Consider the following 19,301-nt stretch of genomic DNA (forward strand, 5'->3'; position numbering starts at 1 on the left):
ACCCGGCTCCGCGGTGCCCGATGCGAGGAGAGCCGCACCCACACGCTTACCTGATGAGAACGGGCGTACCTGGTCGAAAGTTCCGACCAGGTACGCCCGATTCGACCAGGTACTCCCGCGACCAGGTACGCCCGCAACCAGGGACAGCCGCGACCAGGGACAGCCGCGACCAGGCACGCCCGCAACGAGGACTAGACGCTGCGCGCCGCCAGGGTCGCGGCGCCGATGATGCCGGCGTTGTTGCGGAGCGTCGCGGGGATGATGTCGGCCTGCAGATCGAGCAGCGGGAGGAACTCCTCGTACTGCTTCGAGACCCCGCCGCCGACGACGAAGAGCTCGGGGGAGAGCAGGGCCTCGAGCGTCGAGTAGTACTTCTGCAGGCGCTTCGCCCAGTGCTTCCACGACAGGTCGTCGCGCTCCTTGGCGGCGAACGAGGCGCGCGACTCGGCATCGTGCCCCTCGATCTCCAGGTGCCCGAGCTCCGAGTTGACGATGAGCACGCCGTCGTTGATGAGCGCGGTGCCGATGCCGGTGCCGAGCGTCGTCACGATGACCAGGCCGTCCTTGCCCTTGGCCGCGCCGAACTGCTGCTCGGCGAACCCGGCGGCGTCGGCGTCGTTGACGAAGTGGATGGAGCGGCCGAGTTCCTTCTCGAACAGCGCCTCGGCCTCGAAGCCGATCCACTTCTTCGACACGTTCGCGGCGGACATCGTCTTGCCGTCCCGCACGATCGCCGGGAAGCAGACGCCGACGGGGACGTCGTCACCGGGGGCGAGCTCGCCGATGATCTCCTTGACCACCGCCGTGATGTCCTGGGGCTTCCCGCCCTCGGGCGTGGCCTTCTTGATGCGGTCCGTGGTGAGGGCGCCGGACGCGACGTCGACGATCGCGCCCTTGATGCCCGTACCACCGATGTCGACGCCGACTGCGAGGGAGGTCATGAGGTTGTCGTGCCTTTCGGTTGCCTGCCGGAGGTGTCCGGTCAGGAGACGGTGAGGAGCTCCGCGCCGCGTTCGGTGACGACGAGGGTGTGCTCGAACTGCGCGGTCCACGACTTGTCACGGGTCGAGACTGTCCAGTCGTCGGACCAGATGTCGGCCTCGATGCCGCCGAGCGTGAGCATGGGTTCGATGGTGAACACCATGCCGGGTTCGATCACCGTGTCGTACTGCGGTGCGTCGTAGTGGGGGATGATCAGGCCGGAGTGGAACGCCCGACCGACGCCGTGTCCGGTGTAGTCGCGGACGACGCCGTAGCCGAAGCGCTTCGCGTACGCCTCGATGGCACGACCGATCACGTTGACCTGTCGGCCCGGGGCGACGGCCCTGATGCCGCGACGCAGTGCCTCTTCGGTCCGTGTCACCAGGTCCGACACCTCGGGTGCTGCTTGCCCGACGACGAACGTGCGGTTCGTGTCGCCGTGCATGCCGTCCTTGTAGGCGGTGATGTCGATGTTGACGAGGTCGCCCTCCTGCAGGACGGTGTCGTCGGGGATGCCGTGGCAGATGACCTCGTTGAGGCTCGAGCAGAGCGACTTCGGGTAGCCGCGGTACCCGAGCGTGGAGGGGTAGGCGCCGTGTGCGACGACGAACTCGTGCCCGATCCGGTCCAGCTCGTCGGTGGTCACGCCGGGGCGGATGGCCTCGCCGACGGCGTCGATGGCCTGCGACGCGATGCGTCCGGCCACGCGGATGCGCTCGACCTCGTCCGGTGTGTAGGTGTCACCGAGACCGTGCTCGTGGGGCTCGACCTTCCCGACGTACTCCGGACGCTCGATGTCCTTCGGGACGGCGCGGTGCGGGGAGATGCGGCCGGCGGTCAGGTGTCCGTGTTCGTCCCGGGGCATGCGGACCACTCTAGCCGCGGCGCGACGCGCCGAACGCAACCGCCCCACGGTGCGGTCCGACGGGTTGGGCGTGACTGCCTGGAGGCCCGGTGCCGGTCCGCCGGACCGGCACCGGGCCTCCAGACGGTTGCGTGGGTACGGTGGGCGGCATGAGCGAAGACCGCATCGAGTCCCAGTGGTGGTTCAACGACAAGACCGGCCAGGTCGAGCAGGGCCCGCAGTCCCCGCAGCGTGACCGGATCGGCCCGTTCGCGACGCGAGAAGAGGCGCAGCACGCGCTCGACCGCATCGCCGCGAACAACGAGAAGTGGGACGCCGAGGACCGCTGAGCACCGCGACCGGCGCCCCGGCGACGGCGCGTCGCACGGCCCCGCGCACACCGCCGGACCACTAGCCTGGGACGAGGCCCGCCAGCGGCCACCCGATACACGGAAAGGTCGTGCATGGACAAGCAGACGGACTTCGTGCTCCGCACCATCGAGGAGCGCGGCATCAAGTTCATCCGACTCTGGTTCACGGACGTCATCGGGACGCTGAAGTCGGTGGCGATCGCCCCAGCCGAGGTCGAGGGCGCGTTCGCCGAGGGCATCGGGTTCGACGGCTCCGCGATCGAGGGCCTCACCCGTTCGTACGAGGCCGACGTCCTGGCGCACCCGGACCCCTCGACCTTCCAGATCCTGCCGTGGCGCGGCGAGATCGATCCCACCGCGCGGATGTTCTGCGACATCACGACGCCGGACGGGCAGCCCGCCGTGGCCGACCCCCGCAACGTGCTGAAGCGCACCCTGGCGCGGGCGAGCGACCGCGGGTTCACGTTCTACACGCACCCCGAGATCGAGTTCTACCTGCTGAAGAGCCGCGAGTGGAAGGACGGCGGCCCGCAGCCCGTCGACCAGGCCGGCTACTTCGACAACGTCCCCGGCGGCAGCGCGCACGACTTCCGTCGCCGGTCGGTCCGGATGCTCGAGGACCTCGGCATCTCGGTCGAGTTCTCGCACCACGAGGCCGGCCCCGGGCAGAACGAGATCGACCTCCGCTACGCCGACGCGCTGACGATGGCGGACAACATCATGACCTTCCGCACCGTGGTGAAGGAAGTCGCGATCGAGCAGGGCGTCTACGCGACGTTCATGCCGAAGCCGATCTCCGGCCAGCCCGGTTCCGGCATGCACACCCACGTGTCGCTGTTCGAGGGCGACCAGAATGCCTTCTACGAGGCCGGTGGCCAGTACCAGCTGTCGCAGACGGCCAAGCACTTCATCGCCGGCGTGCTCAAGCACGCGCCGGAGATCACCGCGGTGACGAACCAGTTCGTCAACTCGTACAAGCGGCTCTGGGGCGGCGACGAGGCCCCGTCCTTCGTGACCTGGGGCCACAACAACCGCTCGGCCCTGGTGCGCGTGCCGCTCTACAAGCCGAACAAGGGCCAGTCCTCGCGCATCGAGTACCGCGGCATCGACTCGGCGGCGAACCCGTACCTGGCGTACTCGCTGCTGCTCGCCGCCGGCCTCAAGGGCATCGAGGAAGAGTACGAGCTCCCCGCCGAGGCCGAGGACAACGTCTGGAGCCTCAGCGACTCGGAGCGCCGGGCCCTGGGCTACAGCCAGTTGCCCGCGAGCCTCGACCACGCCCTGAGCCTCATGGAGGACTCCGAGCTGGTGGCCGAGACCCTCGGCGAGCAGGTGTTCAACTTCGTGCTGCTCAACAAGCGGCAGGAGTGGAAGCGCTACCGCGACCAGGTCACCCCGTTCGAGCTCGACACCAACCTCGGCGCGCTCTAGAGTCGAGCGCCCTGACCCCTCGGGAGCACGTTCCACATGACCGGTCGGACGACGACGTCACGTTCGGAGCTGGCCCGTCTGGGGTTCGCGGAGCTGTCGGAGAGCCTCGAGCGGGCTGCCGACCTGGAGGCCCGGTTCGGCCCCGACGTGCCGCTGCCGGTCGCCGGGTCTGCCGCGCTCTGGGGCGGCACCGCTGATCCGGACGGCGCCCTGCGGATGCTCGAGCGGCTGCTCGAGCGCGCGCCGGACGAGCTCCGCCCCGTCCTGACGGACGACGCGGCGACCGAGCGCCTGGTCCGCCTGCTCGGCGCCTCGATCGGTCTCGGGGAGTTCCTGCACCGACGTCCGGCGGAGCTCGCCCTGCTGCTCGAACCGGTCGGCGAACCGTGGTCGCAGGAGCGGTACACGGCGTCGCTGACCGAGGCCGTCGACGGCGCCACGGGTGAGGACGCCCGGATGCGCCTGCGCGTGCGCTACCGCCGGCACCTGGCCCAGATCGCCCTGTTCGACGTGCTGCACCCCGTGCCGACGGACGCGTTCCCGGCCGTGGCTGCCGGACTCGCCGACCTTGCGGGAGCCACCCTCGACGCCGCGGTGGACATCGCGCGGCGCGAGGTGCCGTTCCCCGCGGCCGACGTCGCGGCCACGCCGCTCGCCGTGATCGCGATGGGCAAGGCCGGTGCGCGCGAGCTCAACTACGTCAGCGACGTCGACGTCATCTTCGTCACCGAGCCCACCGACGGCGTCCCCACCGACCGGGCCGTGCTGGTCTCCACCCGCATCGCGATCGCCGCCATGCACGCGATCACCGACCTCGCCGCCGAGCCCGCCCTGTGGGAGGTCGACGCGAACCTCCGGCCCGAGGGCAAGGACGGCGCACTCGTGCGCACCCTCGACTCGCACGTGGCGTACTACGAGCGCTGGGCGAAGGGGTGGGAGTTCCAGGCGCTGCTCAAGGCCCGGCCGATCGCCGGGTCCGCCGACCTCGGTGCCCGGTACGCCGAGGCCGTCGCGTCGTTCGTGTGGAACTCCTCCACCCGGCCGGGGTTCGTCGAGTCGGTGCAGCGGATGCGCGAGCGGGTGACCGAGCACATCCCCGACGCGGACGTCGACCGGCAGCTCAAGCTCGGCCCCGGCGGCCTGCGGGACGTCGAGTTCACCGTGCAGCTCCTGCAGCTCGTGCACGGCCGCGACGACCCGTCCGTGCGGGTGCGGTCGACGCTCGAGGCGATGGACGCCCTGACCGACGCCGGGTACGTCGGCCGTGCCGAGGCCGCTCGGTTCGGGCCGGACTACGCCCTGCTCCGGGTGCTCGAGCACCGCATCCAGCTCCGGCGCCTGCAGCGGACGCACCTGATGCCCTCCGACGAAGAGGAGCTGCGGGTGCTCGCCCGGTCGAGCGGTGTCGCCGCGTCGGCCCCGGCGCTCGAGGCCCGCTGGCGTGCCGTGAAGCTCGAGGTCCGCGGGCTGCACGAGCGCCTGTTCTACCGGCCGCTGCTGTCCGCCGTGGCCTCGACCGAGGACGAGATCGTCCTGACCAACGACCAGGTCGTCGACCGGCTCGCCGGCGTCGGGTTCGTCGACCCCGCCGGAGCCGTCGGCCACATCCGCGCCCTGACGCAGGGCACGAGCCGGCGTGCGGCGATCCAGCGGAACCTGCTCCCGGTGCTCCTGCGCTGGATGGCCGAGGGGCCGGCACCGGACCGCGCGCTGCTGGCCTTCCGCCGGCTGAGCGACGGCCTGGGGGAGTCGAGCTGGTTCCTCCGCATGCTGCGCGACTCGTCGGGTGCCGCGCACTCGCTCACCACCGTGCTGTCCGAGTCGGCGTTCCTGTCCGGGCTGCTCGAGCGGTTCCCCGAGGCGGTCGCCTGGCTCGACGAACCCGAGGCGCTGCTGCGTCCGCGGCCGATCGACGCCCTGCTCGCCGAGATGACCGCGACCACCGCCCGGCACGGCGACGACGTCGACGGCTCCGCGGCGCTGCTCCGGTCGACCCGACGTCGGGAGACCCTGCGGCTCGGCATGGCCGCCGTGCTCGGCTCGCTCGACGTCGACGGCCTCGGCCCGGCCCTGAGCGACGTCACCGAGGCGACCCTTGCTGGTGCCCTCGCGCTCGCGCGCCGTGACGCCCCCGAGGGCTTCGAGTTCGGGATCATCGCGATGGGCCGGTACGGCGGGCGGGAACTCGGCTTCGGCTCGGACGCCGACGTGCTGTACGTGTACCGCGCACCCGACCTGGCTCCGGAGGTCGCTTCCCGGACCGCCCAGACCATCGTGCGCGAGCTCAACCGGCTGACCGAGGACACGATCCACCCGCTCGACCTCGACATCGACCTGCGCCCCGAGGGCAAGAACGGTCCCGTCGTGCGGACACTCGAGTCCTACGGCGCCTACTACGCCCGCTGGTCGCTCACGTGGGAGGCGCAGGCGCTCCTCCGCGCCCGCGGGGCCGTCGGCGACGCGCAACTCCTGCGTGACTTCGAGCACCTCGCCGACCGCACCCGGTACCCCGAGCGGATCGACGACCACCAGGTGCGCGAGGTCCGCCGAATCAAGGCCCGTGTGGAGTCGGAACGGCTGCCCCGCGGTGCCGACCCCGCCCGGCACCTCAAGCTCGGCCGGGGATCGCTCAGCGACGTCGAGTGGTTCGTGCAGCTCCTGCAGCTGCAGCACGCGCTCGAGATCCCGTCGCTCCGCACCACGTCGACGCTCGAGGCGCTCGACGCCGCGGTCGACGCCGGACTCGTCGGCGCCGAGGACGGCGAGCGGCTCGGGGCCGCCTGGCGCTTCGCATCGCGCACCCGGAGTGCCCTCGTGCTGTGGTCGGGGAAGACCACCGACGTCCTGCCCGTCGACCGCGTCCAGCTCGAGGGTGTCGCCCGTCTGATGGAGTACCCGCCGGGCTCCGCGAGCCGCCTCGAGGACGACTACCTCGGCGTCACGCGACGCGCCCGACAGGTGTTCGAGCGCGAGTTCTACGGCGCCTGACCCGCCCGCGACCGGACGCCGCGTCGCCCGCGACAGGACGCCGCGTCGCCCGCGACGGGACGCTGCGTCGCCCGCGACACGCCCGGACGTCTCCGGACGGGCCCGACCTGAGCAGCCGTCGAAGGTTAATTCCCCGTGTCGAGGGGCGTCCCCCGACGGCACCCCGTTCGTACCCCTGTTCGAAACAGAGCCCGGCTCGTTACCGTGCCGTGACCGAACTCCCACCGGACCGCCAGGGGACCATTTCCGGTGCCCCCCGACACGCCACGTGGCCACCTGCTGACCAGGGCTTTCCACCGGACCCGACCCGTGCCTCCAGGCCGCACCTGTCGCCCATCGAGGTGAGGCTCCGCGGTCGCGCGGTCCGCAGGAGTGCTGTCAGCACGACGGGGGACCGCTCCGACCGGCCGAGAGGGGGACCAGTGTGTACCCCGTAACGCGCCCGTAACGCCCCCGGACGGGGGCCGCGTTGCGCGCGCGTTCAGGTTCTGCATCAATGGCATCACCCGAACCGGCCCTGATTCCCCGATGAAGCGGAATCTCCACCTCGAACGTTGAAGCAGGGATCAGTGTTCACCTTCATTCTGCAGATCAGGCAGATGGTCGAAGGGCACCCCGAGTTCTACCTGTTCGCCGTGTACTCCGCGGTGATCTGGTTGCTCTGGTTGCTCAAGGTCGTCATCTCCGCCCGCTACCGCCCCTTCACCGGCACCTTCGTCGGTACCACCAGCGTCGTCGTCCCCGTCGTGGACGAACCGCTCGACCTGTTCCGCGACGTCATCGGCCGCATGGTCGAGCAGCAGCCCGGCGAGATCATCGTCGTCATCAACGGTGCTCGCAACGAGGCGCTCGAAGAGGTCTGCGACGAGTTCGCCCCGCTCGTCCGCTGGACCCACACGCCCATCCCGGGCAAGCGCAACGCCGTCAAGGTCGGCACCGAGATGTCCAACGGCGACATCACCGTGCTGGTCGACTCCGACACCGTCTGGACCCCCGGCGCGCTCGAGGAACTCCTCCGGCCGTTCGCCGACGAGTCCGTCGGTGGCGTCACGACCCGGCAGCGCATCCTCGAGCCGGAGCGCAGCTGGATCACCCGCTGGGCCGACTGGCTCGAGAACTCGCGGGCGCTCTACTCGATGCCGGCACAGAGTGTCCTCGGGCAGATCGGCTGCCTGCCCGGGCGCACCATCGCGTTCCGCCGGAGCATCCTCATGCGGGTGATGGACCGGTTCATGCACGAGAAGTTCATGGGCGTGTTCCTCGAGGTCTCCGACGACCGGACGCTGACGAACCTCACGCTCAAGGAGGGGTACCGGACCGTCTACCAGTACACGTCGCTGGTCTACACGGACGCCCCGCTGCAGGTGAAGAAGCTGTTCAAGCAGCAGCTCCGCTGGGCCCGCGGCTCGCAGTACAACACGCTGCGGATGCTGCCGTGGATGCTCGGCCACGCTCCGATCCTGGCGGCGTTCTTCATCACCGACATCATCCTGCCGTTCATGCTCTTCGGCGTGATCGCCGGCTGGATCTACCGCGCCTTCACCGGCCAGGGCGAGAACCTGTACCAGGGCATCCTGTCGCAGTACGGCTTCTCGACCGGCTTCGTCTACGTCGCGGCGCTCATGGTGATCTCGAGCGTGCTGAGCATGGCGATCCGCCAGATGCGGCACCTGTCCGAGAAGCCGAGCGACTTCTTCCGCCTGCCGATGTTCATCATCGTGTCGACGTTCTTCCTGATGCCGATCCGGCTCATCGGCTTCTTCCGCCTGGCGCACGCGTCCGGCTGGGGGACCCGAGCCGGCGCCTACGCCGGTGGTCCGATGCAGGAGGACCCGGCGGACGCCGTCCAGCCGTTGTCCTCCACGGCGCAGATCCCGGTCAGCCCGATCGACGCCGAACGTGCCCGGATGGCCGGTGCGGACGCAGGCTCGGCGGGCTCGTCCGCTCCGATCGACACCGTCGACCAGGTTGCCGTCGACCGCGCGTTCGACGAGCTCTTCGGCGCCGACGCGGCGACCAACTCCACCACCACCGTCCTCGCCACCCGCCGCGAGGCCGCAGCCGCGGTCGCGCAGCAGGAGGCCCAGCGAGCAGCCGCGCCGGCCCCCGCCCGAGCCCGCCGGTACAACCCGTACGCAGCGATCCCGTACGTGATCGGCATCGCGATCTTCGCCCTGGAGGCGTTCCTCATTGTCTGACATCATCCGTTCCTCGAGTGCTTGGTGGGCGCAGTCCAGTAAGCACGCCCGCCGGACGGCCATCGGCACGACGGCCATCGTGCTGGCGCTCGGCCTCATCACCTGGTCGGTGTGGATCTCGCCCACCGGCCCCGTCTCGACCGCCGTGCACCAGGCGCTCGGCGTCGAGGCGCCGAAGGCCAAGAAGGTGTCCGCCGCCGAGCTCCAGACGCAGCTCGACGCCGCCCAGGAGCGCATCTGGTCGCTCGAGGGCAAGCTCGACTCCCGCACGGCCCAGGCCGGGTCGCGCGGCGACCAGATCTCGGAACTCAAGGCGCAGATCGCGTCGCTGCAGTCCCAGCTCGGTGCCGCGAAGAGCTCGGGAGGCTCGTCCAACGTCAACGCCGCCGGTTCCGGCAGCGGCGGCTCGGGTTCCGGCGGTGCCGGTTCCGCCGGCGGGTCCGGTTCGGGTTCGTCGGACAACGGGTCGGGCAGCGGTTCGGGTTCGGGCAACGGCGGTGGGTCGAAGCCGAACCCCGGCCCCTCGACCGACCCGGGTGCCACACCGGTCGTCACGCCGACGAAGGCCGAGATCCTCGGCCAGCAGTCGCGCTGGTACGGCCTGTACACCGCGCAGTCCCCGTTCAACTGGGCCGAGTACGACGAGGTCTCCCGTCAGGTCGGCACCGCGTCGAACATGACCGGCTTCTTCCAGGGCTTCGACCAGGAGTTCAACGCCACCGCGGTGCAGCGCTCCTGGGCCAACGGTCGCGTCCCCCTCATGACGTGGGAGACGGTGCCGGCGCAGACCGGCAACGACCAGAAGTACGTCCCCGGGTACACGAACGACGACATCTCCGGTGGGTCGTTCGACGCCTACCTGACGAAGTACGCCAAGGCGCTTGCGGCCAACGGGCAGCCGATGGTCATCCGTCTCGACCACGAGATGAACGGCTCCTGGTACAACTGGTCCGAGGGTGACGCCCAGAAGAACCCCGTCGGCTCCTACAAGAAGATGTGGAAGCACGTGCACGACGTCTTCCAGGCGAACGGCGCGAACAAGTACGTCATCTGGGACTGGTCCCCGAGCCGCATCGACAAGCTCGGCAACACGAAGTACCAGACGCTCGAGTACATGCAGCAGTACTACCCGGGTGCGGACTACGTGGACTGGGTCGGCATGAGCGGCTACTACCGTGACGCCACCGAGCAGCCGACGTTCGCCACGACCTTCGGAGCGACGCTCGCGCAGCTCCGGCAGATCGCGCCGGGCAAGGGCATCATGCTCAACGAGATCGGGGCGACCGAGACCGGCACCAGTGTCGCGAACCCGCAGAAGACGCAGTGGATCAACTCGCTCTTCGATGCGCTGGCTGACCCCGCGAACAAGGACATCGTCGGCTTCGCGTACTTCAGCGAGACCGCGACCACCATCATCGACGGCAAGCGCACCACGAACGACTGGCGTCTCAACTCCCGCGCCGATTCCCTCAAGGCCTTCGCCGAGGGCATCAAGCGCAACGACATCGACTACGACCTGCAGGAGGTCACGCAATGAGCGAGTCCAAGAAGTCGACCGCATCGGCCGACACCCGTCCCGCACCCGTCATCAGCGTCATCGGCACCGGCTACCTCGGTGCCACCCACGCGGCCGCCATGGCCGAGATGGGCTTCGAGACCATCGGTGTCGACATCGACCCGTCGAAGCTCGCCGCGCTGTCCGCCGGTGAGGTCCCGTTCTTCGAGCCCGGGCTGCCCGAGCTCATCACGAAGCACGTCGCCAGCGGCAAGCTCCGCTTCACCTCCGACATCGCCTCGGCCGTGGCCGCTGCGGACGTCCACTTCGTCTGCGTCGGCACACCGCAGAAGGCCGGATCGCACGCCGCGAACCTTGCCTACGTGGAGAGCGCCACCCGTGGTGTCGCCGAGAACCTCACCCACCCGGGCCTCATCGTCGGCAAGTCGACGGTCCCGGTGGGCACGGCATCGCGTCTCCGTGGCATCGTCCGCGAGTTCACCCCCGCCGGTATCGACGCGGAGCTCATCTGGAACCCCGAGTTCCTGCGTGAGGGCAAGGCCGTCGAGGACACCCTGCACCCGGACCGTCTGGTCTGGGGCGGAGCCTCCGAGGCTGCCGACGCCGTGATCCGCGAGGTCTACGCCGCACCGATCAGCGAGGGCACCCCGGTCATCACCACCGACCTCGCCACCGCGGAGCTCGTCAAGGTGAGCGCCAACGCGTTCCTCGCCACGAAGATCTCGTTCATCAACGCGATCTCCGAGATGTGCGCGATCACCGGTGCCGACGTCTCCACGCTCGCCGACGCCCTCGGCCACGACGCCCGCATCGGCCGGAAGTTCCTGAACGCCGGCCTCGGCTTCGGCGGCGGCTGCCTGCCGAAGGACATCCGGGCGCTCATGTACCGCGCGAACGAGATCGGCGCGGGCCAGGTCGTCGGCCTCATGCAGCAGGTCGACGAGATCAACATGGGGCAGCGCCAGCGGGTCATCGACATGGCGATCGACTCGGCCGGGGGATCGGTGCTCAACCGCCGCGTGGCCGTGATCGGTGCCGCGTTCAAGCCCCTGACCGACGACGTCCGGGACTCCCCGGCGCTCAACGTCGCCGCTGCGCTGCACCTCCGCGGCGCACAGGTGACGCTCTGGGACCCCGAGGCGATGGAGCCCGCGAAGCGCTCGTTCCCGACGCTGAGCTACGCCGCCTCGATGACGGACGCGATCGAGGGCGCCGACGTCGTCCTCGTGCTCACCGAGTGGGACGACATCATCACCGCCGACCCGGTCGCCCTCGGTGACCTCGTCGGGCGCCGCGTCGTCATCGACGCGCGCAACTGCCTCCCGGTCTCCGACTGGGTGAAAGCGGGGTGGACCGTCCGTTCCCTGGGACGTCCCACGCCGGTCACGGGTGCACCCGTGAGCGTCGCAGCGGGGACGAACGACGCGTTGGCCACGAGCCGCTAGTCACCGTTCGCGAGACGGGGTCCGTGCCGGGCGGCGCGGGCCCCGTTCCCGTGCGCCCGGGGCCGTACCTGGTCCGACCGGGCGTACCTGGTCGAATCGGGCGTACCTGGTCGGAAGTTCTGACCAGGTACGCCCGATTCCGCTTTCCAGTCCAGCGGCGATGGGAAGGAACGTGCGTCGCGACCGCCTGGAGGCCCGGCGCACGCCCGTCGGACCGGCACCGGGCCTCCAGGCGGTCGCGTCCGCACCCCGCGCTGACGGTGGCCGCGTCCTCTCGCGCTGGGCGACACCTCACGGGCGGCGCAGCCCGTGAGGTGTCGCCCACCCCGAAACGTGGCCGGTACGGCGAAGGGCCCCGCACCTGACGGTGCGGGGCCCTTCGTGTGGTGCCAGCGGAACTCAGACGCCGAAGTACAGCTCGTACTCGAACGGGTGCGGGCGCTGGGCCAGCGGGAGGATCTCGTTCTCACGCTTGTAGTCGATCCAGGTCTGGATGAGGTCCTCGGTGAAGACGTTGCCCTTCGTGAGGAACTCGTGGTCCGCCTCGAGCGCGTCGAGCGCCTCGTCGAGGGAACCGGGGACCTGGGGGATGCCCTTCGCCTCTTCCGGCGGGAGCTCGTAGAGGTCCTTGTCGACCGGCTCGTGCGGCTCGATGCGGTTCTGGATGCCGTCGAGGCCCGCCATCAGCTGCGCGGCGAAGGCCAGGTACGGGTTGCCGGAGGCGTCGGGCGCGCGGAACTCGATGCGCTTGGCCTTCGGGTTGGTGCCCGTGATCGGGATGCGGATCGCCGCCGAGCGGTTGCCGGCCGAGTAGACCAGGTTGACCGGCGCCTCGAAGCCCTTGACCAGTCGGTGGTACGAGTTGATCGACGGGTTGGTGAAGGCGAGCAGCGCCGAGGCGTGCTTCAGGATGCCGCCGATGTACCAGCGGGCGAGGTCCGACAGCCCGCCGTAGCCGTTCTCGTCGTAGAAGAGCGGCTTGCCGTCCGACCAGAGCGACTGGTGGGTGTGCATGCCCGAGCCGTTGTCGCCGAAGAGCGGCTTCGGCATGAACGTGGCGACCTTGCCCCACTGGTCGGCGGTGTTCTTGACGATGTACTTGAACTTCAGGATGTCGTCCGCGGCGTGGACCATCGTGTCGAACTTGTAGTTGATCTCCTGCTGGCCGCCCGTGCCCACCTCGTGGTGCGAGCGCTCGAGCTCGAAGCCGGCGTCGATCAGCTTGAGGGTGATGTCGTCGCGCAGGTCGGCGGTCTTGTCGACCGGCGACACGGGGAAGTAGCCGCCCTTGTACGGGGTCTTGTTGGCGAGGTTGCCGCCCTCTTCGTCGCGACCGGTGTTCCAGGCGCCCTCTTCGGAGTCGACCGAGTAGAAGGACTCGTTCTGCGTGACCGAGTAGCGGACGTCGTCGAAGATGTAGAACTCGGCCTCGGGGGCGAAGAACGCGGTGTCCGCGATGCCCGTCGAGGCGAGGTACTTCTCGGCCTTCTTCGCCACCTGGCGCGGGTCACGGCCGTAGATCTCGCCGTTCCGCGGGTTGTAGATGTCGAAGATCATGATGAGCGTGCGCTCGGCGCGGAACTGGTCGACGTACGCCGTGGTGACATCGGGGATCAGCTGCATGTCGGACTCGTGGATCGACGCGAACCCACGGATCGAGGAGCCGTCGAACAGCTGGCCGACCGAGAAGAAGTCCTCGTCGACGGTGGATGCCGGGATGTTGAAGTGCTGCTGCACACCGGGCAGGTCCGTGAAGCGGATGTCGAGGAACTTGACGTCGGTGTCCTTGATGAAGGCCAGGACCTCGGAGGAATCGCTGAACATGGGGCCGATCTCCAATGGGTTGGGTGATGTCGGAGGCACCGGTCAAGGCACCTCCGACGAGGCTATTGACACGGGGTTTCCCGGACATGACTGGTTTGTTTCGGGCGTGTTACGCCCGGGCCGTCGCCTACGCTGGGGACCATGGCCCGTAGCACTCCCAGTCCGTCCGCGCCCTCCGAGCACCCGGACGGGTGGCCGGGCAAGGACCTCGGTCTGCCGGAGTCCGGACCCCGGAGTGTCGGGCGGATCGGCCGGCGGGTCGTGGCGCTGCTGATCGACGGCGCGCTGGCCGACCTGGTCGCCTACGTCACCGGCGTGTGGTCGCCGGTGAACGGTTCGGGCGACATCGCGCACTCGTGGGTGCAGATCGCCATCTTCGCCGTGCTGCAGATCCTGTTCATCTGCCTGCTGTCCGGGTCGTTCGGCCACATCTGCGTCGGACTGCGGGTCGTCCCGATGCGCGGAGGCTACGTAGGGGTGTGGCGGCCGATCCTCCGGACGGTGCTGCTCTGCCTGGTGGTCCCGGCGCTCATCATCGACCGCGACAGTCGGGGTGCGCACGACCGCATCGCCGGGACGGTGCTCGTCCGGCGCTGAGCCGCGCTGTGTGGTGCGAGGTTCCGTACTCGGTGCCCGCCTGCGCTTCCCGCACCGAGTACGGAACCTCGCACCGTGCAGGACCGGCTTCGAGCGAGGCACGCACCCCGCACGCACCCCGCACGCACGAGGACGCCCCCGACCAGGTGGTCGGGGGCGTCCTCGTGCCGTGTGTGGGGGTTCGGTCAGCGCGGCCGTCCGGCGCGGGCCCGCATCGGGTCCATGCCCTTCGGGATCGAGGCCGCGGGGCTCTGCGTCAGCGAGTCGAGACGGTTCGCGACCGCCAGGACCTCGTTGCGGTTGAGCGACTTCTTGAGCTTGTTCATGGCGCGGGGCAGCTTGTGCAGCGTCAGGCTCTCACCGGTGCCGTCACCCACGTGCAGCACGTGCACGGCGACGTTCGGGACGATGCGCTGGACCTTGCGGCGCTCCTCGTCGACCTGGCGGTTGAGGTTGCCTCGCTGGCCCTCGGTGATCAGGACGACACCCGGGCGACCCACGGCGCGGTAGACCGCTGCCTGCGAGCGACCGTGCACCGCGACCGGCATCTCGCTCGAGCGCCACTGGCGACGGAGCGAGTTCGACAGCACGGCACCGACGGCACCGGGCTGGCCTTCGATCTGCGAGTACGCGGCACGTTCGGCCAGACGACCGAGCACGATGAGGAAGAGCAGCACACCGAGCAGCACACCGGCGACGATCCACAGGACGATCGCGAGCCAGTTCTGCCCCGGCAGGAGCAGCGCCAGCAGGACACCGAGGACGACCGGACCGACGAAGGCGAGGGCGAACCACCAGACCGACGACGGGTCGGCCTTTCGGGTCATCTGGAAGACCTGGAACATCTGCTTGAGACGCCCCGGCTCCTTCGCCTTCTTGTCTGTGGAAGAGCTGCGTGCCATGCGAACAGGATACGGCCTCCGTGCGCCGGGGGAGACCGTCGCGTGTCCGGCTGTGCGCGAACACGTCTTGTCCACAGATGGTGCGGGAGAGCCTGGAGGCCCACCGCGCCACCGCCACGCTGGTCACCATGGAGACGAGCACCGACCACCACCCGGATCGCTGGATCGCGACCGGCAACGAGCGCGACGAGCACGAGGAACACGACGGGCACGCCGGGCACGACGGGCACGACGAGCACGACGTGCTCACGTGGGTCGCCGATCGCTCCGCAGCCGCCGAGCGCCACCTCGTCCCGGTGTCCGCGGTCGGTCGGACGCCGACTGGGCGTCTCGTGGTCGACCTCGACCGGCCCACGGGCACGCCGCTCGTGCCGGCGCTCGACCGGCTCGGCACCCCGACCACCGGGGTCGCGGTGACCCTGACGGTCCCGCTCGTGGAGCTCCTGGTGTCCGTGCACGACGGCGCGGTCCTGCTCGGTACCGCCGGCATCGACGACGTGCTGGTGGACGACTCCGGTGCCGTGGTGCTCTGCGACCGCCCGACGAACGCGACGAACCCGACGAACCCGACGAACGCGGCGAGCCCGATCAACCCGACCGACGCGACGACCCCGACGCGCACCGCGCACGTGATCGATGCGACCCGGACCCTCGTGCTCGCAGCCCGGAGCGTGTGGGACCGCGTCGACCCGGCCGACCCCGCCCAGGCCCAGGTGCTCGGAGCGCTGCAGGACGCCCTCGACGGTGACGGGCCGAGCGCACGAGCAGCACTCGACGTCGTCCGTGCCGCCGCCGCGCCCCGCCCGTTCCGGTGGACCCCCGTGCCGAGCGACCTCGTGTTCGCCGAACCGCCGACACTGGACGGGCAGAACGGACTGCTTGATCGTCTGCGGGACGCGGTCGAGCACGGCGTCCCACTCGGAGCCGGACGACGACTCCCGCTCCGCCGTGTCCTCGTGGGGCTCGTCGTCACCGTCGGGTCGGCGGTCGCCGCGCTGACCCTGCTCGGCGGCGGGTGACGCCGAACCCGACCGGCAACGGGAACGGGAACGGCCCCGGCTCCCACGAGGGGAACCGGGGCCGTCGGCCGTGCTGCTGGTGATCAGTACCCGAGGTTCGGGGCGAAGTTGCCCTCTTCGAGACGGTTCTTCACCGCGACGAGGTACCGCGAGGCGTCCGCACCGTCGATGATCCGGTGGTCGTACGACAGCGCCAGGTAGACGAACGAGCGGATCGCGATGGCCTCCTGGCCGTCGACCTTCACGACCGCCGGGCGCTTCGTGACGATGCCGGTGCCGAGGATCGCCGACTGCGGCAGGAACACCACGGGGGTGTCGAACAGCGCGCCACGCGAACCGGTGTTGGTCAGCGTGAACGTGCCGCCGGCCAGCTCGTCGGGCTTCAGCTGGTTGTTCCGGGTGCGCTCGGCGAGGTCCGCGATGGACTTCGAGAACTGCGCCAGGTCCAGCGAGGCCGCGTCCTTGATGACCGGGGTCAGCAGGCCGCGCTCGGTGTCCACCGCGATCGAGACGTTCTCGGTCTCCGGGTAGACGATCTCGTCACCGTCGACCGTGGAGTTGATCTTCGGGTGGGCCTTCAGCGCCTCGGACGCCGCGAGGGCGAAGAACGGCATGAAGGAGAGCTTCGAGCCGGTCTTCTCGAGGAACTCCGCCTTGTGGGCGTCGCGGAACTGCGCCACCTTCGTGACGTCGACCTCGACGACGCTCGTGAGCTGTGCGGTCGAGGTCATCGACTGCACGGCACGCTCGGCGACCACCTTGCGCAGACGGGTCATCTTCTCGCGGGTTCCGCGCAGCGGCGAGACCTCGGCGACGAACGGGCCGGAAGCGGCGGCGGGTGCTGCTGCAGCCGAGGCGGCCGGGGCCTTCGCGGCGGCGGCGAGGACGTCCTCCTTGCGGATGCGCCCCCCGACACCGGAGCCCGTGACCGTGGACAGGTCGACGCCCTGCTCGTTCGCGAGCTTGCGCACCAGCGGGGTGACGTAGCCGGAGGCTGCGCCGTCCTGCGTGGGGTTCGGCACCGCGGCGGCGGCCGTGGCACTCGGCGCAGAAGCCGGAGCCGGTGCGGCTGCCGGAGCGGCCTGTGCCGGCACGGCTGCCGGCGGCGCGGCTGCGGGCGGCGGGACCGGCGCGGCGGCCGGGACCGGTGCTGCCGCGGGCGGGGCGGACGGTGCCTGCGGGGCGGCGGGCTGCGTCTGACCGGCGGGGGCGGGCTCGGGCTCGGTGGGCTCGGGGGCGGGGGTCTCGGCCTCCTGCTCCGTGCTGGGAGCGGCCTCGGGCTCCTCGGCGTCGGCAGCGGCGGCGTTCGCGTCGTCGGCGCCGGAGTCGGACGAGTCCGAACCGCCGTCGGACGAGCCGGAGCCGTCACCGATCTTCACGAGGGCGGTGCCGACCTCGACGGTCTCGTCCTCCTGCACCAGGATCTCCTCGACGACGCCGGCGATCGGCGACGGGATCTCGGTGTCGACCTTGTCGGTCGAGACCTCGAGCAGCGGCTCGTCGACCTCGACCCGGTCACCGACGTTCTTCAGCCATCGGGTCACCGTGCCCTCGGTGACGCTCTCGCCGAGCGCCGGGAGGTTGACGGATTCGCTCATCGGGTGGACTCCTCTTCGCGGGGGATTGCAGTGGTTGTTGGTGTCATTGTCACAGTGCGGTGACCGGTGCCGGTCACAGCGCGTGCAGCGGCTTGCCCGCGAGGTGCAGGAACGCCTCGCCGAGCGCTTCGTTCTGGGTCGGGTGACCGTGCACCAGGGGAGCGATGTCCTCCGGGTACGCCTCCCAGTTCACGGCGAGCTGGGCTTCGCCGATGAGCTCGCCGACGCGGGCACCGATCATGCTGACCCCGACGACGGGGCCGTCCACGACGCGCACGACCTTGACGGAACCGGAGGTCCCGATGATGTGGCTCTTGCCGTTGCCGGCCAGGTTGTACTCGTACGAGTCGACCTTGTCGGCGCCGTACTGCTCTTCGGCCTTGGCCTGCGAGAGCCCGACCGACGCGACCTCGGGGTCGGAGTAGGTGATCTTCGGGATGTTCTTGTCCTCGATGACCACCGGGTTGAGGCCGGCGATCTCCTCGGCGACGAAGATGCCCTGCTGGAAGCCGCGGTGCGCGAGCTGCAGACCGGGGACGATGTCGCCGACGGCGTAGACGTTCGGGATGTTCGTGGCGAGACGCTCGTTCGTGGTGACGAACCCGCGGTCCATCGCCACGCCGACCTCGTCGTAGCCGACGTTCTGCGTGACGGGGCCACGGCCGACGGCGACGAGCAGGACGTCACCGTCGAAGGTCTTGCCGTCCTCCAGCGTGACGACGACGCCGTTCTCGTGCTGCTCGACGCCCTGGAACCGGACACCGAGCGAGAACTCGATGCCGCGCTTGCGGAACGCACGCTCGAGCTGCTTCGACATCGACTCGTCCTCGGCGGGGACCAGGTGCGGCAGCCCCTCGACGATGGTGACCTCGGCGCCGAAGGACTTCCAGACGCTGGCGAACTCGACGCCGATGACGCCGCCGCCCAGGATGACGACCTTGTTCGGGACGTAGTCCATGCGGAGTGCGGTCTCGGAGGTGATCACGCGGCCGCCGATCTCGAGCCCGGGCAGGGACTTCGAGTAGGAGCCGGTTGCGAGCACGATGTTCTTGCCGGTGACGGTCTGGTCGCCGACCTGCACGGTGTTCTGCGAGGTCAGACGCCCCCAGCCCTCGACCACGGTGATGCCGCGGGCCTTGATCAGGCCCTGCAGGCCCTTGTACTTGGAGTTGATGACGCCCTGCTGGTAGTCGATCACCTTGGGCACGTCGACGCCGGCGAACTCCGCGATCACGCCGTACTTCTCGGCGTCACGCGTGCCGTCGGCGATCTCGGCGGCGTGCAGCAGCGCCTTGGTCGGGATGCAGCCGCGGTGCAGGCACGTCCCTCCGAGCTTGTCGCCCTCGATGAGCGCGACGCTCATGCCGAGTTCGGCGGCCCGGAGCGCAGCGGCGTACCCACCACTCCCGCCACCGAGGACAACGACGTCGTAAGTCTGTTCCGTCACCTGGTGCAACTCCCTCGTGCGTGTCGGGCCGATCGGGCCCTACGTGGACACCGCGGAGGGCGGCGTCCGACGGTCGGACCGCGTGGTTCCGGTCCCGTCCCGTGCAGTACCGGTGGGAGGCGCGTCGGTGCGCCGTTCCC

14 protein-coding genes are annotated in these 19,301 nt (G+C 69.9%); 8 read left to right on the plus strand and 6 right to left on the minus strand.

Annotated elements, in window-relative coordinates:
* Positions 1 to 191: 191 nt before the first annotated feature.
* Together ppgK and map are read right to left on the minus strand one after the other, a co-directional pair.
* On the minus strand, positions 192 to 941 hold the full coding sequence (gene ppgK / locus HQQ79_RS08160; protein ID WP_027465446.1) for a polyphosphate--glucose phosphotransferase: 750 nt from the start codon (positions 939 to 941) through the stop codon (positions 192 to 194).
* A 41-nt stretch (positions 942 to 982) separates the two neighbouring features.
* The gene (map, locus tag HQQ79_RS08165) at positions 983 to 1,846 is read right to left on the minus strand and encodes a type I methionyl aminopeptidase (RefSeq protein WP_027465447.1); all 864 of its coding nucleotides are present in this window, start codon (positions 1,844 to 1,846) and stop codon (positions 983 to 985) included.
* Positions 1,847 to 1,995: 149 nt separating this feature from the next.
* On the opposite strand from map, the gene HQQ79_RS08170 reads away from it, so the two are divergent.
* The 6 genes from HQQ79_RS08170 (at position 1,996) to HQQ79_RS08195 (ending at position 11,774) form a co-directional block, all read left to right on the plus strand.
* A complete protein-coding gene (locus tag HQQ79_RS08170; RefSeq protein WP_027465448.1) occupies positions 1,996 to 2,175 on the plus strand; it encodes an SPOR domain-containing protein in 180 nt (59 codons plus the stop codon).
* A 114-nt stretch (positions 2,176 to 2,289) separates the two neighbouring features.
* Positions 2,290 to 3,627, plus strand: a complete 1,338-nt coding sequence (gene glnA, locus HQQ79_RS08175; protein ID WP_027465449.1) for a type I glutamate--ammonia ligase — start codon at positions 2,290 to 2,292, stop codon at positions 3,625 to 3,627.
* 36 nt (positions 3,628 to 3,663) lie between these two features.
* Positions 3,664 to 6,615 carry a bifunctional [glutamine synthetase] adenylyltransferase/[glutamine synthetase]-adenylyl-L-tyrosine phosphorylase gene (locus HQQ79_RS08180; RefSeq protein WP_173033610.1) on the plus strand — a complete coding sequence of 984 codons (2,952 nt, stop codon included), beginning with the start codon at positions 3,664 to 3,666 and terminating at the stop codon, positions 6,613 to 6,615.
* A gap of 569 nt (positions 6,616 to 7,184) precedes the next feature.
* Positions 7,185 to 8,813 (plus strand): glycosyltransferase family 2 protein, encoded by a 1,629-nt coding sequence (locus HQQ79_RS08185; RefSeq protein ID WP_173033618.1) that lies wholly within the window; start codon positions 7,185 to 7,187, stop codon positions 8,811 to 8,813.
* Entirely contained in the window at positions 8,806 to 10,350 is a 1,545-nt protein-coding gene (locus HQQ79_RS08190; RefSeq protein ID WP_173033620.1) for a glycosyl hydrolase, read from the plus strand. Before HQQ79_RS08185 ends, HQQ79_RS08190 begins: the two co-directional genes overlap by 8 nt.
* Positions 10,347 to 11,774, plus strand: coding sequence for a UDP-glucose/GDP-mannose dehydrogenase family protein (locus HQQ79_RS08195; RefSeq protein ID WP_051596711.1), 1,428 nt, complete (start codon positions 10,347 to 10,349; stop codon positions 11,772 to 11,774). Before HQQ79_RS08190 ends, HQQ79_RS08195 begins: the two co-directional genes overlap by 4 nt.
* A gap of 399 nt (positions 11,775 to 12,173) precedes the next feature.
* On the opposite strand, the gene glnA (HQQ79_RS08200) is transcribed toward HQQ79_RS08195, so the two are convergent.
* Entirely contained in the window at positions 12,174 to 13,598 is a 1,425-nt protein-coding gene (glnA, locus tag HQQ79_RS08200; protein WP_173033622.1) for a type I glutamate--ammonia ligase, read from the minus strand.
* Positions 13,599 to 13,739: 141 nt separating this feature from the next.
* Here glnA (HQQ79_RS08200) and HQQ79_RS08205 point away from each other — a divergent pair, with 141 nt between their 5' ends.
* On the plus strand, positions 13,740 to 14,195 hold the full coding sequence (locus tag HQQ79_RS08205) for an RDD family protein (protein WP_027465454.1): 456 nt from the start codon (positions 13,740 to 13,742) through the stop codon (positions 14,193 to 14,195).
* 185 nt (positions 14,196 to 14,380) lie between these two features.
* Here HQQ79_RS08205 and HQQ79_RS08210 read toward each other — a convergent pair whose 3' ends face one another.
* Positions 14,381 to 15,097, minus strand: coding sequence for a DUF4191 domain-containing protein (locus HQQ79_RS08210; protein ID WP_027465455.1), 717 nt, complete (start codon positions 15,095 to 15,097; stop codon positions 14,381 to 14,383).
* Positions 15,098 to 15,225: 128 nt separating this feature from the next.
* Here HQQ79_RS08210 and HQQ79_RS08215 point away from each other — a divergent pair, with 128 nt between their 5' ends.
* Entirely contained in the window at positions 15,226 to 16,116 is an 891-nt protein-coding gene (locus HQQ79_RS08215) for a hypothetical protein (RefSeq protein WP_173033624.1), read from the plus strand.
* Positions 16,117 to 16,199: 83 nt separating this feature from the next.
* Here HQQ79_RS08215 and sucB read toward each other — a convergent pair whose 3' ends face one another.
* Positions 16,200 to 17,714: a 2-oxoglutarate dehydrogenase, E2 component, dihydrolipoamide succinyltransferase gene (gene sucB, locus HQQ79_RS08220; protein WP_173033626.1), complete on the minus strand. Its 1,515-nt coding sequence runs from the start codon at positions 17,712 to 17,714 to the stop codon at positions 16,200 to 16,202.
* A gap of 73 nt (positions 17,715 to 17,787) precedes the next feature.
* Complete coding sequence (gene lpdA, locus HQQ79_RS08225) at positions 17,788 to 19,161, minus strand: dihydrolipoyl dehydrogenase (protein WP_027465458.1); 1,374 nt, start codon at positions 19,159 to 19,161, stop codon at positions 17,788 to 17,790.
* Positions 19,162 to 19,301: the final 140 nt, after the last annotated feature.

Source organism: Curtobacterium sp. VKM Ac-2852, assembly GCF_013205045.1.
Classification (GTDB): Bacteria; Actinomycetota; Actinomycetes; order Actinomycetales; family Microbacteriaceae; genus Curtobacterium; species Curtobacterium flaccumfaciens.